16 protein-coding genes are annotated in these 13,501 nt (G+C 56.9%); 12 read left to right on the forward strand and 4 right to left on the reverse strand.

The annotated features are described in order from the left end of the window. Positions 1 to 41: 41 nt before the first annotated feature. The 12 genes from nifX (at position 42) to MKFW12EY_RS04655 (ending at position 8,661) form a co-directional block, all read left to right on the forward strand. The gene (nifX, locus tag MKFW12EY_RS04600) at positions 42 to 473 is read left to right on the forward strand and encodes a nitrogen fixation protein NifX (RefSeq protein ID WP_082409666.1); all 432 of its coding nucleotides are present in this window, start codon (positions 42 to 44) and stop codon (positions 471 to 473) included. A 544-nt stretch (positions 474 to 1,017) separates the two neighbouring features. Then, on the forward strand, positions 1,018 to 1,491 hold the full coding sequence (locus tag MKFW12EY_RS04605) for a NifX-associated nitrogen fixation protein (protein ID WP_054759420.1): 474 nt from the start codon (positions 1,018 to 1,020) through the stop codon (positions 1,489 to 1,491). Positions 1,492 to 1,499: 8 nt separating this feature from the next. Next, a complete protein-coding gene (locus MKFW12EY_RS04610; protein WP_054759422.1) occupies positions 1,500 to 1,715 on the forward strand; it encodes a CCE_0567 family metalloprotein in 216 nt (71 codons plus the stop codon). Between the two features lie 8 nt (positions 1,716 to 1,723). After that, on the forward strand, positions 1,724 to 2,035 hold the full coding sequence (gene fdxB / locus MKFW12EY_RS04615; protein ID WP_064020730.1) for a ferredoxin III, nif-specific: 312 nt from the start codon (positions 1,724 to 1,726) through the stop codon (positions 2,033 to 2,035). An 808-nt stretch (positions 2,036 to 2,843) separates the two neighbouring features. Then, the gene (locus tag MKFW12EY_RS04620) at positions 2,844 to 3,167 is read left to right on the forward strand and encodes a (2Fe-2S) ferredoxin domain-containing protein (RefSeq protein WP_054759424.1); all 324 of its coding nucleotides are present in this window, start codon (positions 2,844 to 2,846) and stop codon (positions 3,165 to 3,167) included. A gap of 3 nt (positions 3,168 to 3,170) precedes the next feature. Further along, a complete protein-coding gene (locus MKFW12EY_RS04625; RefSeq protein ID WP_221054081.1) occupies positions 3,171 to 3,677 on the forward strand; it encodes a hypothetical protein in 507 nt (168 codons plus the stop codon). Beyond that, positions 3,674 to 4,051, forward strand: coding sequence for a hypothetical protein (locus MKFW12EY_RS04630; RefSeq protein ID WP_054759426.1), 378 nt, complete (start codon positions 3,674 to 3,676; stop codon positions 4,049 to 4,051). Before MKFW12EY_RS04625 ends, MKFW12EY_RS04630 begins: the two co-directional genes overlap by 4 nt. Before the next feature lie 9 nt (positions 4,052 to 4,060). After that, positions 4,061 to 5,023: a DUF364 domain-containing protein gene (locus MKFW12EY_RS04635; protein WP_054759428.1), complete on the forward strand. Its 963-nt coding sequence runs from the start codon at positions 4,061 to 4,063 to the stop codon at positions 5,021 to 5,023. A 3-nt stretch (positions 5,024 to 5,026) separates the two neighbouring features. Further along, positions 5,027 to 5,476, forward strand: a complete 450-nt coding sequence (locus tag MKFW12EY_RS04640; RefSeq protein ID WP_054759430.1) for a hypothetical protein — start codon at positions 5,027 to 5,029, stop codon at positions 5,474 to 5,476. Between the two features lies 1 nt (position 5,477). Beyond that, complete coding sequence (locus MKFW12EY_RS04645; protein WP_082409667.1) at positions 5,478 to 6,746, forward strand: (Fe-S)-binding protein; 1,269 nt, start codon at positions 5,478 to 5,480, stop codon at positions 6,744 to 6,746. Positions 6,747 to 6,842: 96 nt separating this feature from the next. Further along, on the forward strand, positions 6,843 to 7,856 hold the full coding sequence (locus tag MKFW12EY_RS04650) for a tryptophan--tRNA ligase (RefSeq protein ID WP_054759450.1): 1,014 nt from the start codon (positions 6,843 to 6,845) through the stop codon (positions 7,854 to 7,856). 43 nt (positions 7,857 to 7,899) lie between these two features. After that, positions 7,900 to 8,661, forward strand: a complete 762-nt coding sequence (locus MKFW12EY_RS04655; RefSeq protein ID WP_221054082.1) for a YdcF family protein — start codon at positions 7,900 to 7,902, stop codon at positions 8,659 to 8,661. An 802-nt stretch (positions 8,662 to 9,463) separates the two neighbouring features. Here MKFW12EY_RS04655 and MKFW12EY_RS04660 read toward each other — a convergent pair. The 4 genes from MKFW12EY_RS04660 to MKFW12EY_RS04675 form a co-directional block, all read right to left on the reverse strand. After that, positions 9,464 to 10,462, reverse strand: coding sequence for a tetratricopeptide repeat protein (locus MKFW12EY_RS04660; protein ID WP_221054083.1), 999 nt, complete (start codon positions 10,460 to 10,462; stop codon positions 9,464 to 9,466). 385 nt (positions 10,463 to 10,847) lie between these two features. Next, entirely contained in the window at positions 10,848 to 11,435 is a 588-nt protein-coding gene (locus MKFW12EY_RS04665; RefSeq protein ID WP_054763492.1) for a DUF2799 domain-containing protein, read from the reverse strand. Continuing rightward, on the reverse strand, positions 11,425 to 12,747 hold the full coding sequence (locus MKFW12EY_RS04670) for an MFS transporter (protein ID WP_221054084.1): 1,323 nt from the start codon (positions 12,745 to 12,747) through the stop codon (positions 11,425 to 11,427). Before MKFW12EY_RS04670 ends, MKFW12EY_RS04665 begins: the two co-directional genes overlap by 11 nt. Before the next feature lie 18 nt (positions 12,748 to 12,765). Continuing rightward, positions 12,766 to 13,239 (reverse strand): ProQ/FinO family protein, encoded by a 474-nt coding sequence (locus MKFW12EY_RS04675; protein ID WP_054763496.1) that lies wholly within the window; start codon positions 13,237 to 13,239, stop codon positions 12,766 to 12,768. Positions 13,240 to 13,501 lie beyond the last annotated feature (262 nt).

Genomic DNA, 13,501 nt, shown 5'->3' on the forward strand with positions numbered 1-13,501 from the left:
GCCGCATGCAGGTCTTGCATGCCCCAGACCAGAGGATGCCTATGGAAACCGCGATAAAAGTCGCTTTCGCCACCACCGACATGGTGCACGTCAACCAGCATTTCGGTTCCGCCAAATCGTTCGCGGTCTATGCCGTCGACCCGGAACAGTCGGAAATGCTGGAAGCCGCCCAGTTCGGCGAACTGGCGCAAGACGGCAACGAGGACAAATTGTCGGTGAAGATCCAGTTGTTGGAAGGTTGCGCCGCAGTCTACTGCCAGGCCATAGGCGCCTCGGCGATCAAACAGATCGTCGCTCAGGGCATCCAGCCGATCAAGGTCCAGGAAGGCGCCACGATCAAGGATTTGATCGGCGACTTGCAGCACGAAATGAAAGTCGGCCCCTCGACCTGGCTGGCCAAAGCCATCAACCAGCATAAAGGGCCGAGTCCGGATCGGTTCAATGCGATGGAGGATGAGGGGTGGGATGAATAGAGCAATACCCGTTTGCTTATATGTAGTTTGGGTATTGAGCATGTCCAGAGCGTGCTTGTGCTTCGACAAGCTCGGCACTAACGGTCCAAATACCTAAAGGCCGGATCAATAAATAGTGCAGTGGGTGTCGAGAATTCGGGAGGGTTTTAGTCCCGTATGCCGCGCCGAGCACCGGAAGGTTTGAGGCGTAGGGTGGGCACAGTTTTTGTGCCCACACCGAAAACAGGTTTTGTGTCGCTATCGCGACGGATTAGTTAGACGTCGGGTCTCGGCCCGACAGCCGAGATACTTTTCTTTGCTTGTCCAAAGAAAAGTATCCAAAAGAAAAGACACCCGGATGCCGCTTTTTCCCTGCGCTCCGTTGCGTTTATCGAGGGTCGGCAGAAGGGGCTTCCCAGCCCCTCCGCCGCCGCGCCGCGTCCATGCGGCGCCCCTGCGGGCGGTTCTCGAGAAACGCAACGGTGCTCGGCGCGGCATACGGGAAAGGGCTTGGCGATAGCAGAAGCCGTTTAATCGATTTGATACTTGAAATAGGAGAACCACCATGTCCCAACCCGCACTTGTCGTCGAAGCCGGCGATCCCTTGATGACTTCGGACATCGTCGTCGAAATGCTGAAGCAGCTTCGGGCGATGGATACCTACGATACCTACGAAGGCTGGTCCGAGGAAAAAATCATCGACCCTTTGATTATGACCAAGGAACGTAAACGCGAGATTCCTATCGTCGGCGACCCTGACGAAATCACGCTGGCCCGGGTCAAGGCGTACTACAACGCCATTGCTTCGCTGGCGGAAAAACGCACCGGTTTGATGGCGGTGCCGGTTATCAATATCACCCACGAAGGTTTCGGCCGGGCGCTGGTGCTGGTCGGCAAATTGATTGCGGTCGATAAAGTGCTGCGCGACGTGCATCGCTTCGGTTTCGGCAGTTTGGAAGAATTGAACGAGAAGACCGAAAAGATTCTGGAAAAGGCCGTGAGCTTGATTGAGCAATTTAAAGAAGTGGCCGAAGCTTGAGGTGAAATATGAGCGACGAAGACATTAAAGCCTTGGAAAAAGAAGTGAAGAAAACCAAACGCCTGGCCAACGAGGCGGCGTCGGTGCTGCACGACCTGATCGAAGACCGGTTGCCGGATGCTTACGGCGAACTGATGGGGGTGGCGCAAGCTACCTATGACGCCTGCAAGGCCTGGGACGAAGCCAACAAGAAATTCTTGGCGGCCAGCACCACTTCAGCCTAGGAGGAGCGATGAGCGAATTTGTAACCGGCGTAACCTTCGGCGGCAGCGTCTGGACGCCGTCCTACGTGACCGACATTAACCAGCGCGCCTGCATCGGCTGCGGCCGTTGCTTCAAGGTTTGCCCGCGCGACGTGTTCGATTTGGTCGAAAAAGACGAGGCGCTGGCCGACGCGGCCGACGACGATTACGAAGATTTCGAGGACGACGACAACAGTATGGTGATGAGCCTGAAAAACGCAGCCGACTGCATCGGTTGCGAGGCCTGTTCCAAGGTTTGTCCGAAGGATTGTTTTACGCATCAGCATAAGGCTGCGGCTTGATTGCTTGATTTGAGCGTAGGGTGGGCACGGTTTTTGTGCCCACGCGGTGAGGGAGATGTGTCGCTGTCGCGACGGTTGTTTTGTATGTCGGTTCGCGGACCGACAACCGCGATACTTTTCTTTGCTTGTCCAAAGAAAAGTATCCAAAAGAAACGACACCCCGATGCCGCTTTGATCCTGCGCGCCGCAGCGTTTATCGAGGGTCGGCAGAAGGGGCTTCCCAGCCCCTCCGCCGACGTGCGGCATCCTTGCCGCACCCCTTCGGGCTGTTCTCGATAAACGCTACGGTGCTCGGCGCGGCATAGGGGGATTTGTCTACTACGCAGGATTGAACGAAGCATGGGATGCTGCCGACTATAGGCGGCGCAGCGTTCGCGACCGATGCGCTTCACTGCGTTCAGCACATCCTACATTTTGATTTTTTGGTTGGGCAGCTTAGCGGCTGATGGTTTTTGTCCCGTATGGCGCGCCGAGCACCGGAGCTTTTGAACGGATCAGCCCGTAGGGGCGATGCAGGGATGCATCGCGTTGCCGAAGGGGCAGGAAGCCCCTTTCGGCAACCCCGTTCAAAAGCTTCGGAGCGCAGGGAATAAGCGGCATCCGGGGCGCCTTTTCTTTGGATACTTTCTTTTGGCGACGCACAAATTCGTCTGGAACGAATTTGAACAGCCGGTAGGCTGGCCCGAAGGGCGAAAACCATGGATGGTTTTCGTAGCGAAAGTATCTCGGCCGTCGGGACGAGACCCGACTTTAAAATATCCGTCGCGATAGCGACACCAATTTTTCATCTTAAAAAAGGAAAGCTATCATGCCACGCCCCGAAAAACACGTATTCGTCTGTACTCAAGCCCGTCCGCAAGGCCATCCGCGCGGGTCCTGCTCGGCCAGCGGTTGTGCCGACGTGATGAACGAGTTCATGAACCAAATTCAGGCCCGGAATCTGTTCGAGAAAATCGGTTTGACCAATACCGGTTGCATGGGGCCGTGCACGCTCGGCCCGAGCGTGCTGGTTTACCCGGAAGGGGTCATGTACGGCAAAGTCACCAAAGACGATGTCAAAACCATCATCGACCAGCATTTGTTGGGCGGTGCGCCGGTCGAGGCTTTGCAAGTCCCGGCAGAGGTTTGGTAAGCCATGGCCGGAGTGTCGTTTCTGGAACAGCGGGTGCTGTTCAGCCCGGACGTGCCCGAGGCGGTGAACAAGCTGCTGCAAATGGCGGTGGCGGCCAGCCATGCCGATAAACCGCTGGCGGAGAAATACTTCCAGCAGGCGCAACAGCTGGATCCGGCCTGCCTGCAGACCTATTTTGCGCTGTACAAGTTTTATTTCTACCAGGGCCGTTTGGCCGAAGCCGAGCGCGAAGCCCTGGCGGCACTGGCGGAATCGGCGCGGCAAGGCGGCTTTCCGGCCGATTACCGGCAATTGGCGGCCGAAGCCGGGCAATGGGATATGTATGCCAGCGACGTCTGCCTGTTTTACCTGTACAGCTTGAAAGCCCTGGGTTTCATCCGTTTGCGCCGGCAGCTCGAAGACGAGGCCCGGTTGGTGTTGGCGGTGCTGCGGCAACTGGACCCGCTGGACCGCTCCGGCGGCTCGGTGATCATGCATTTGGCCGAAGTGTTGGCCGAGGAGGCGGCATGAGCGACGAATTGCAGCAACACCTGGAAGCCAAACGCGGCTTCGGCAAGGCGGTGTGCCAGCGCATGACCGAAAACATCGTCAAGCTGGGTTTTCCGTTGCAGACCGATTTGAGTTTGCCCGATTTCGACGCCGCGGTGTTCAGTCTGGTCACCGATCCGTTTACCCAGAGCCGGGATCTGGTCGGTTACTGGTACAACGCCGGCAAGCAACGTATCGGCCAGATCAAATTCCACGGCGACGGCAGTTTTTACGCCGAATACGATGTGGTCAAGCCGCATCCGACCAAGAAGCGCTGGTTCGTCGAGGCGATCAATGCCTGGGGCCGGCAGGACGAAATCAAAACCGAAGCAAAATTGTTGGACACGCCGCAATAAGGAGGCGCGATGGCTAATCCCAAACGCTTGTACGAATTGCTGTTGGATTATTGCAGCAGCGATGCCGTGGTGGACAATCTGATGATAGGCCTGGTGTGGACCGTATGCCAGAGTCAGGGCAAGGCGACGGCCGGGCTGGCGATGAGTCCGGGACATGCCACCCGCACCTTGGCTTGGTCGGGGAGTTTGGTCGGCAAGCCGGTTACCGATTTGGCGGCCTGGATTACCGAATGGGACCCGTTCAAGGCCACCGTGGCGATGGCAGCGATCAACAGTTGCATCAACGCCCGGCCGTTGCCGGAATCGCTGGCGCTGGATTGCCACGACGAACACGCCAATCTGGCGGTGTTCGATTATTTTCTGCCGCAGTTACAGGGTAAACATGTGGTCGTAATCGGCCGTTATCCCGGCATCGAACGCTACCAGGACAAAATGTTGTTGACGGTATTGGAACGGCAACCGACGGCCGCCGATCTGCCGGATTCGGCATGCGAGTTCTTGCTGCCGCAGGCCGATTGGGTATTTCTGACCGGCAGCAGCATCACCAACAAGACCTTCCCGCGTCTGACCGAATTGGCCGCGCATGCGACCACGGTTTTGATGGGGCCGACCGTACCCTGGCTGCCGCAACTGCACGAGTTCGGCATCGATTATCTGGCCGGGGTCGAAGTCGTCGATCCGCAAGCGCTTTACCACACTGCGGCCCAGGGCGGCGGGGTGCGGATTTTCAACAACGGCCTGCGCTACCGGATTGCCGAGCTGGCGCCGCAACGCAGCATCAGTTGGTTGAAGCAGCAGATCGCCGATTGCTTTGCCGAAAAATCGCAACTGACGCTGGCGATGGAGCAATGGTACGGCGCCGGCAACAAAGCCCGCTTCCCGCAATATTCGTTGCTCGACCAATTGAACAGCCGGCTGTCGCGGCTGGACACCAGTTTTAAATCGTTGTGGGACAACTATGCCGCCGGATAACGCATGATCCCGGCCATACCGGCAGAATTCGACCGGCACCGGTTGCTGCTGTTGTACAAAGGCGATATCAGCGCGTTGACCTTGTTCGCCCAGCAAGCCAACGGCAGCGTCTGTTTTCCGCAGCCGTTGCCGGCCTTATCCGCGGCGCTGGACGACGATAGCGGCGCAGCGGCCACGTTGACGATTCATCCGGCGACGCTGGTTAAGGCGATCACCAAGCTGATGGACTTCGAGGCCGATTTGTTGCAGGCCGAGGCCGGCTACCGGCAGGCGGTCGACACGCCGGGCGGCATCGTCACCGTCTACATCGCCCGGTTTAAGCTGCTCGATCCGCCGCACCGGCTGCTGCAAAGCCTGGATTGCCGGCTGCGCACCTTGCCCGAGCTGCGCGGCCGGCCGCCGGCCGAGATGGATTTGTTGCGCCGCGCCTACGAAACGATGATGGAGGGTTAGCGTGTTCGATTACATGGACTTCGGCCTCGACGCCGGCGATAACGGCGGCGCATCGTATCCGGCCAGCGACGGCCCCTATATTCCGGAAGCCCAGGATTGCATGCGTTGCGGCATGTGCGTGAGCGGCTGCCCGACTTACCGTTTGTTTCAAACCGACGCCGAAACGCCGCGGCAGAGGATTCGCAGCATCGAAAAAGTGCTGCGGGATGAGGCGATTGGCGACGACGAACGCGGCCATCTGGATAACTGCCTGCAATGCCGGGCCTGCGAAACCGTGTGTCCGAGTCGGATGAAATATGGCGAACTGTTCGATTTGGCGCGGCACAAACTAATGCAATTGCAGCCGCCGTCCTGGCTTACCGGATTGGCGCTGCGTCTGATCGAACATAAAAAATGGCGGCGCAGCTTGTTGCCGTTGGTCACCTTGTATTTGCGTTCGGGTCTGCAAAAGCCGTTGCGGGCTAGCGGCCTGTTGCAAAAACTGTATCTGGCGGCCGCCGAGCGCCTAGTCTGCGAGCCGGCGCTTGGCGGTTTAGCCGGTGTTTTTCCGGTGGGCAAGCGCGCCCGCCAGCGCGGGCGCGTGGCGCTGTTCACCGGTTGTCTGGCCGAACATTTCGACCGCGCCACGCTGAAGGCGGCAATCAAATTGCTGAATGCCATCGGCTACGAGGTGGTGGTGCCGGAAGGGCAGGGCTGCTGCGGCGCGATCCATCAACATAACGGCCGCTCCGCCGCAGCTCTGGTCGAAAACAATATCGCCGCGTTTTATGCGCTGGAAGTCGAAGCGGTGGTCTATCTGGCCAGCGGGTGCGGGGCGATGTTGAGCGAAGCCGAAGGCGCCGACAGCGAGACCGCCGGCTGGTTCCGCCGCAGTCTATGCGACATCAACGAGTTCTTGCTGGAGCACTGGCCGGAGCAGTTGCAACCGGCGGCATCGAATCTGAACATCGCCGTGCACGAACCTTGCAGCCAGCGGAACGTGCTGAAAAACGCCAAGGCGGTTTACGCCTTGTTGGCCAAAATCCCCGGCGTGAATATCGAAGCGCTGCCGGACAACCAGACCTGCTGCGGCGCCGGCGGCAGCTATATGCTGAGCCATCCGGAAAACGCCGGGCGATTGAAAGCCGCCAAGCGCCAAGCCATCGCCGGTTGCGGTGCCGACATCGCCGTCAGCGCCAATTTCGGTTGCGCATTTTTTCTGAACGCCGAGCGCGGCGAAACCGACCGCAAACTGATGCATCCGATCCGGCTGCTGGCCGACCGTATCTGACCGAGTCCGCCGCTGCCGGCGGCGCCGAGCCTGACTATCCCCGGCGATTTGTGTAAAATCGCGCCACTTTTCAATTTAGATAGCGCAGGCAGCAGCATGACTAAATCCATCGTTCTTACCGGCATCACCACCACCGGTACGCCGCATTTGGGCAATTACGCCGGAGCCATTCGGCCGGCGATCAAGGCCAGCAAGGACGAGCAGGTCCGGCCGTTTTATTTTCTGGCCGATTACCATGCGCTGATCAAATGCAGCGAGCCGGCCCGGGTCAAGCAATCCAGCCTGGAGATTGCCGCGACTTGGCTGGCGCTGGGGCTGGATACCTCGAATGCGGTGTTCTACCGCCAATCCGACGTGCCGGAAATTCTGGAACTGACCTGGATGCTGACCTGCGTCACCGCCAAGGGCTTGATGAACCGGGCGCACGCCTACAAAGCCGCGGTTGCGGAAAACGAGGAAGCCGGCGGTAGCGATCCGGACAAAGGCGTGACGATGGGTTTATTCAGTTACCCGATCCTGATGGCTGCCGATATCTTGATGTTCAACGCCAACAAGGTGCCGGTCGGCAAGGACCAAATCCAGCATATCGAAATGGCCCGAGACATCGCCGCCCGTTTCAACCATATTTACGGCGAGCATTTCGTCCTGCCGGAAGCGGTACTGGAAGAAAATGCCGCGACCTTGCTGGGTCTGGACGGCCGCAAAATGAGCAAGAGCTACAACAACACCATCCCGTTGTTCGAGCCGGAAAAGAAACTGCGCAAATTGATCAACAAGATCAAAACCAACTCGCTGGAACCGGGCGAACCGAAAGACCCGGAAGGCTGCACGCTGTTCGGTATCTACCAGGCGTTCGCCAACCACCACGAAGTCGATGCGATTCGCCAGCGTTACGCGGAAGGCATCGGTTGGGGCGAGATGAAACAGGTGTTGTTCGAAAAAATCAACGACGAAATCGCGCCGGCGCGCGAGCGTTACGAAGCGCTGCTGGCGTCGCCTGAGCACATCGAACAGCAATTGCAGGAAGGCGCCGAAAAAGCCCGCGCCATCAGCCGGCCGTTCATCGAACAACTGCGGGCAGCGGTCGGCATCGCCAAGTTGGCCGGTTAAGCGCCGCGCCGGGTCGGCGGCCGCTAACCCAACCGAGGTTGTGATGTCCGCAATGCTGGTTTACGCGCTACAGGCGCTGTTACTGCCGCCGGTCTCGTTGTTGGTTTTGGCGCTAGTAGGGCTGGCGTACGGTAACCGAAAATGGGGGCGAAACATGGCGCTGACCGGTTTGATTTTGTTGTGGTTGCTGAGCCTGCCGGTGGTGGTGAATCGGCTGGGGCTGTGGTGGGAGCGGGTGCCGCCTGTGACGGCGGAGGCTGTCGCGGCATCGAAGCCCCAAGCGCTGGTCGTGATCGGCGGCGGCCTGCAATTCGACACGCCCGAATATCCCGGGCAAATCACCTTACATCCCCGAAACCTGCTGCGCCTGCGCTATGCCGCCAAACTGGCCTGGGACTTGGGCTTGCCGGTATTGGTCTCCGGCGGCGGCGCGCTGGCGCCGGATGATGTGGCCGAAGCCGACCTGATGGCGGAGATCTTGGATCGGGAGTTCAAAACCCCTGTGGCTTGGCAGGAGCGCGAAAGCCGCAACACCGCCGAAAACGCCGGCTTCAGCCGCGAGTTGTTGCGCCAATATGGCATCGACAACATCGTGCTGGTGACGCAAGCCTACCACATGCCCCGAGCGTTAATGGCTTTCCGCAACGCCGGCTTCAAGGTCTTGCCGGCACCGACCGCCTTCATCGGCCGCAGCGGCGATTCCCGCTTCCTGGACTGGCTACCGTCGCCGTCGGCCTGGGCCAACGTCTTCCTGCTGGCCCACGAGGCGGTCGGGATGGTTTGGTATGGGATTAGGTATGGGTAGGAGGGCATGAATAGCGGAAATGATGGGCGGTGATAGCCAGTCAAAGCGGTTTCGGCTTTTCCTAGTTCCTAAGCTTCTGCGTACCCGCAGGGCATAAATGGGAAAGCATACCAGCCTTCATGCAGTATGGATTCCAACGGGGGATCGTTCATCGTTATATACAAGTGCCGTCATACCCGCAGGACGCGGGTATCCAGTACCATGGACGGCAGCTTCAAGCCATCCTTGCAGCCTGGATTCGCTACGCGGTCTGCGGCTCCGGCACAAATCTGTCTGGAACAGATTTGCATTACCCGACGCGTGTCAGGCAGGACAGCCTGACATGAATCCCTGCCGAAAGACGGTTATCGAACAAAGATGTGTATAACGGCTAACTAAGGACCTTGGCAAACAGGAAATACTATGTAATCGTTCCGGCAAAACGTGCACTTGGCTTTCAAGGTTGTACACGCTTGCCGGAGCCATATCACATTTCGCTGGTTGGCCTTTTTCCTGGTGTTCGGAGGTGGTTAAACAGTTCCAAGACATTGTAGGCCGGAATAAGCGCAGCGTTTCCGGCAAAATCAACGAGAGAGGTGTGCCTGGCAAAACTAAAAACCTGCCGGAAACGCTGCGCTTATTCCGGCCTACATGGCTGGTCCGACAAAACGACTGCAGCAGTCAGTTAGAGCGGCCGCTTAGTCTTCAAGGTTGTAAACACTTGCCGGAGCTGTGACACATTTCGCTCATCGGCCTACATGGCTCTGAGCCGGAACGGATTATGCTCATTGGAAATGCCTAGCGTTGAATTAACGGGCGCGTGTTAGTGAGTCACCGTTGAATGAGTTGTTAGCCATGTTTGTAGCGCTTTGGACGTAATCATTGTGTTTTTATACTGAGCTGTTTTCTCGATGATTTGCTCTAGATCAGGGTAAAGCGCCCTAGCCTTTTCAAAATATGGTTGAGCTTCTGTTGTCTTATTGGCATCTTGAAGCATGAGCGCCCACTTTGTATATAGAGCGCAGGCCAATGTGAATCGGCCCATACCATAGTCCATTATGCTGAGGGCTTTTTCGCCTTTCACTATGGCACCATCTACATCATTGTAATCAAACAACAGGAAGTCTGAGTAATTTCCCCATACCCATGCATTTCCCGGTTCGTAGGAAATTTCTTGTTTAAATCCGTTATTAGCATTATCGTATTGACCTAAATATCTATACACCGTAGTTAGACCAGATAAGGCGTTGGCATATGCTTTCCTATTTGATGTTCGTGTTTTAATTACGCTTTGGTAACGTTGAAAAGCTTCTTTGTATTTATCCCGTTTAATAAGTAAATCAGCCCAGTTCAAATCTAACCAAGGAATTTTGGTTCCTATGCTTTCCGCTTTTTTTAATGCACTTTCGGCATCGCTATATCGCTGCATATTTGTATATAAGTGACCCAGTAAGACGTATGAGTCAGCGTAGCTAGGCTCAATTTCTATAGACTTTAGTATTGACGCTTCCGCAGGATTGAGGCTGCCTGATTCGAAGTTGTTATAGTTAATGTAACCTGCCATGATATATAGTCGACCATATTCTTTATAGGCAGGAGCAAAACTTCCGTCGCTTTTAAGTACCCCCTTAAGTAGAGTATCAGCCTCTATCAGTTTTTCACCCTGGCCACTCCACGAGTCCAATATATTCTTGGCATGGGACATTTCGGAATATAGTTTTGGATTCTTGGTAGAATATTTCTTATCTATTGGCGAAATCCATTCTTCTGCATGAGCAGCTAATGAAGATAGGAGAATAAGGAATGCGATTGATTTTTTCATTAATGCCTCACAGCTTTTATATGGCTAACTAGTAGTGAACAGGTTGGTGAAAAGCTCTTTTTCGAAGCCAATCGAGTCTGCATGTAGTATTGAAAAAAAGGAATTAGGACTAAATAAAGCTACCTTCTTGCTGAATTAGTGATCAGAATATAATTTTGACCAAACGGCTAAGCTGATGTTTGTTATCGGTGGTAACTGACTTGGTGAGCATGAAATTTTCCTATCGGTCTCAGTTTAGAGATGATGGCCTGTAACGACCTTAACGTCATTGAATCACTTCGGTCGGTAGGTCGCAACTTTAAAGCGCATTTGTCTCCAATCAGAATACCTAAACTGATTGCCAGTTATTTAGGTCTGATCGTAACCTTACTACCTTAGTAGCGCATCAACGATAGCCAAAAAACTCCCGGCGCAAGTCGTCGAGTTGCCGTTCGTGGAAATACAAATCTTGGCGGCGGTGGTCGTAGCGGCGGTCTAGGTCCCGCAGTTCGCTGCGCAGTCGGTCGCGCTCTTTGTCGGTCAATTTGCTGTCGCGCAGACGGCTTTCCTTGCCGGACAAGTCGCTTTGCAGCCGGTCCAGTTCGTTGCGGTCTTCGTAAACGGCATAGGCCGCCGCGTGGTAGCGGGCAAACTGGCCGTCGATGGCCGGAGGGCAGACGTGTCGGTATTGGCGGCCATTCAGGCCTTCGTTGAACGCATTGTCCAGCCGGCAGTAATCGGTCAGGCCTTGCTCGCGGCCGGCGAAATAGGCCGATTGATCGACGGCTATGCCATACTCGCGGCAGGCTTCGGCGTGATCCGCCAAACGCTGGCCGGTTTCGCCGCCGAGCCCGTCGCGCATGCCGACGCCGAACCAGTCGCCGCGCAGGCAATCTTCTCGGCTCAGACTGGCGCAACCTGCGGCAAGCAGTGCCAGCAACAGAGCCGCGCCGGTATAAGTAGCGCTGCGGAACCAGGCCGATTTAAGCGGCATCGTCGTCGCAATCCAATGCCGAGCTGCGCAGCGGTTCTTTCATCGCTATCGCAACGCACAAGGCCAGCGCGGCGCAACCGCTGACGTAATAGCCGAACCATTCCGGGTGGCCCTGGCTTTTTAGCCATAACGCCAGGTATTCGGCGCTGCCGCCGAACAAGGCCACGGTCAGCGCATACGGAAAACCGACGCCGAGGGCGCGGATCTGCACCGGAAACAGTTCGGCTTTGACGATGGCGTTGACCGACGAGTAGCCGGAGGTGATCAGCAGGGCGCAAACGTACCAGCCCAGCGCAGTCTCGACGCTGTGGGCAGCGGCCAATAGCGAAAGCAACGGCGCGGTGAATAGGGTGGCGCCGAGGCCGAAGCCGATCAGCAGCGTGCGGCGGCCGATGTAGTCGGAGATCAAACCGAATACGGGTTGTAGTGCCATGAATACCAGCAAGCCCAGGCTGCAGATCAGCGTGGCGTCGTCTTTGCTGAAGCCGCTGGTATTGACCAGGAATTTTTGCATGTAGACGGTGAAGGTGTAATACGACACCGTGCCGCCGGCGGTTAGGGCAACGACGGTGAATACCGCCCGCGGGTGGCGCGCCAGTTCGCGCAGTGGCGTGCGTCGGTGCGGATGCCGGCGCGATGCGGCGAAGGCGGCGGTTTCGGCCATATTGCCGCGTAGCCAGATCGCCAGCACGGCCAACGTGCCGCCGACGACGAACGGAATCCGCCAACCCCAGGCGTGCAGTTGGTCGCTGCTTAACAGGTAACGTTGCAACAGCATCAATAACCCGAGCGCCAGCAGTTGGCCGAGCACGATCGTCACGTATTGGAAGCTGGAATAGTAACCGCGGTGCCTGGCACCGGCCATTTCGCTGAGGTAGGTGGCCGAACTGCCGTATTCGCCGCCGATGCTGAAGCCTTGCAGCATGCGGGCAATCAGCAGCAGCGCCGGGGCCCAGTTGCCGATGGCGGCGTAGCCCGGTGTGCAGGCGATGATCAACGAGCCCAGGCACATCAAACTCACCGACAACAGCAATGCGCTCTTGCGGCCTTTGCGGTCGGCCAGGCTGCCGAGCAGCCATCCGCCCAGCGGCCGGAACACGAAGCCGACGGCGAATATTGCGGCGTTATTCAACAATTGCGCGGTCTGGTCGCCCTCCGGAAAGAAGCGCGGGGCAAAGTACAGGGCGAAGGCGGCGTAGATGGCCCAGTCGAAATATTCAACCAGATTGCCGGCCGAGCCGCTCAGGATGTAGCGCAGGCGCTGCCGGTGCGACAGCGTGGCGGCGGGCGGAGGCGTGGCGAAAGAATCCATCCCTGCGCCTCGCGAGCTTTATTCGGCGGCGGGTGCCTGCCGGGCCGGCTTGGCTTCGGTTTTTTTCGGTTTTTTCTTTTGCGACCGGTATTTCAGGCGTTGCGCCTGGACGGCGTTGTCCTTGGTGACGCGGCCGGCTTCGTTACCGTTCAGGTCGACCCGAATGGCGCCTTCGACCATGCAGGCCCAATAGCGGTTGCCGGTACACCAGGTTTTGATCGCTTCCAGCAGCGCTTCCTTGGCGATGCCGAGTTGTTCCGATAGTTCGACCAAGTCGTTATGGATGCCGATTTTGAGCGGCACTTTCGGGTTCGGGCTTTTCGGAAAGATAGTCGGAAAACGCTTCTGCAACTGGCCTATGGTTTGTACCACCGGATCGACGTCCGCGCTGGGCGCTTGGTGCTGCTTTTTCTTTTCTTGCTTTTTCGCTTTTTCGGCAGCGGCCTGTTGCGCCAGTTGATCCCGCAGCGATGCTAATTGTTCGAACCCCATACGCAACCCGATAATGTACTGAAAAACGCGCATTGTACAACGATGCGGGCGGCGGTGAAATTTACCGTGCGTTTTATGCGGTTATATTGGTCGGTCGTCCTGCACCGATCGGTTGATGCTTGCACGGCTGCTTGATTCTACTTTGCCAGATTAAGCCAATGCCGTTGCGCCCGCCAGGACAACTTCAATGGCACAAGGTTGCCATTAATCAATTTTTACATTGGGCAAACGCCGATTTACTTTATGTTGGGCATACTTGAGA

Origin of the sequence: Methylomonas koyamae, assembly GCF_019669905.1 — a bacterium.
In the GTDB taxonomy this organism is placed as follows: Bacteria; Pseudomonadota; Gammaproteobacteria; order Methylococcales; family Methylomonadaceae; genus Methylomonas; species Methylomonas koyamae.

Coding starts and splice junctions, on each gene's coding strand:
- nifX (WP_082409666.1), top strand. CDS start 42: ATGGAAACCGCGATAAAAGTCGCTTTCGCCACCACCGACATGGTGCAC.
- MKFW12EY_RS04605 (WP_054759420.1), top strand. CDS start 1,018: ATGTCCCAACCCGCACTTGTCGTCGAAGCCGGCGATCCCTTGATGACT.
- MKFW12EY_RS04610 (WP_054759422.1), top strand. CDS start 1,500: ATGAGCGACGAAGACATTAAAGCCTTGGAAAAAGAAGTGAAGAAAACC.
- fdxB (WP_064020730.1), top strand. CDS start 1,724: ATGAGCGAATTTGTAACCGGCGTAACCTTCGGCGGCAGCGTCTGGACG.
- MKFW12EY_RS04620 (WP_054759424.1), top strand. CDS start 2,844: ATGCCACGCCCCGAAAAACACGTATTCGTCTGTACTCAAGCCCGTCCG.
- MKFW12EY_RS04625 (WP_221054081.1), top strand. CDS start 3,171: ATGGCCGGAGTGTCGTTTCTGGAACAGCGGGTGCTGTTCAGCCCGGAC.
- MKFW12EY_RS04630 (WP_054759426.1), top strand. CDS start 3,674: ATGAGCGACGAATTGCAGCAACACCTGGAAGCCAAACGCGGCTTCGGC.
- MKFW12EY_RS04635 (WP_054759428.1), top strand. CDS start 4,061: ATGGCTAATCCCAAACGCTTGTACGAATTGCTGTTGGATTATTGCAGC.
- MKFW12EY_RS04640 (WP_054759430.1), top strand. CDS start 5,027: ATGATCCCGGCCATACCGGCAGAATTCGACCGGCACCGGTTGCTGCTG.
- MKFW12EY_RS04650 (WP_054759450.1), top strand. CDS start 6,843: ATGACTAAATCCATCGTTCTTACCGGCATCACCACCACCGGTACGCCG.
- MKFW12EY_RS04655 (WP_221054082.1), top strand. CDS start 7,900: ATGTCCGCAATGCTGGTTTACGCGCTACAGGCGCTGTTACTGCCGCCG.
- MKFW12EY_RS04660 (WP_221054083.1), bottom strand. CDS start 10,462: ATGAAAAAATCAATCGCATTCCTTATTCTCCTATCTTCATTAGCTGCT.
- MKFW12EY_RS04665 (WP_054763492.1), bottom strand. CDS start 11,435: ATGCCGCTTAAATCGGCCTGGTTCCGCAGCGCTACTTATACCGGCGCG.
- MKFW12EY_RS04670 (WP_221054084.1), bottom strand. CDS start 12,747: ATGGATTCTTTCGCCACGCCTCCGCCCGCCGCCACGCTGTCGCACCGG.
- MKFW12EY_RS04675 (WP_054763496.1), bottom strand. CDS start 13,239: ATGGGGTTCGAACAATTAGCATCGCTGCGGGATCAACTGGCGCAACAG.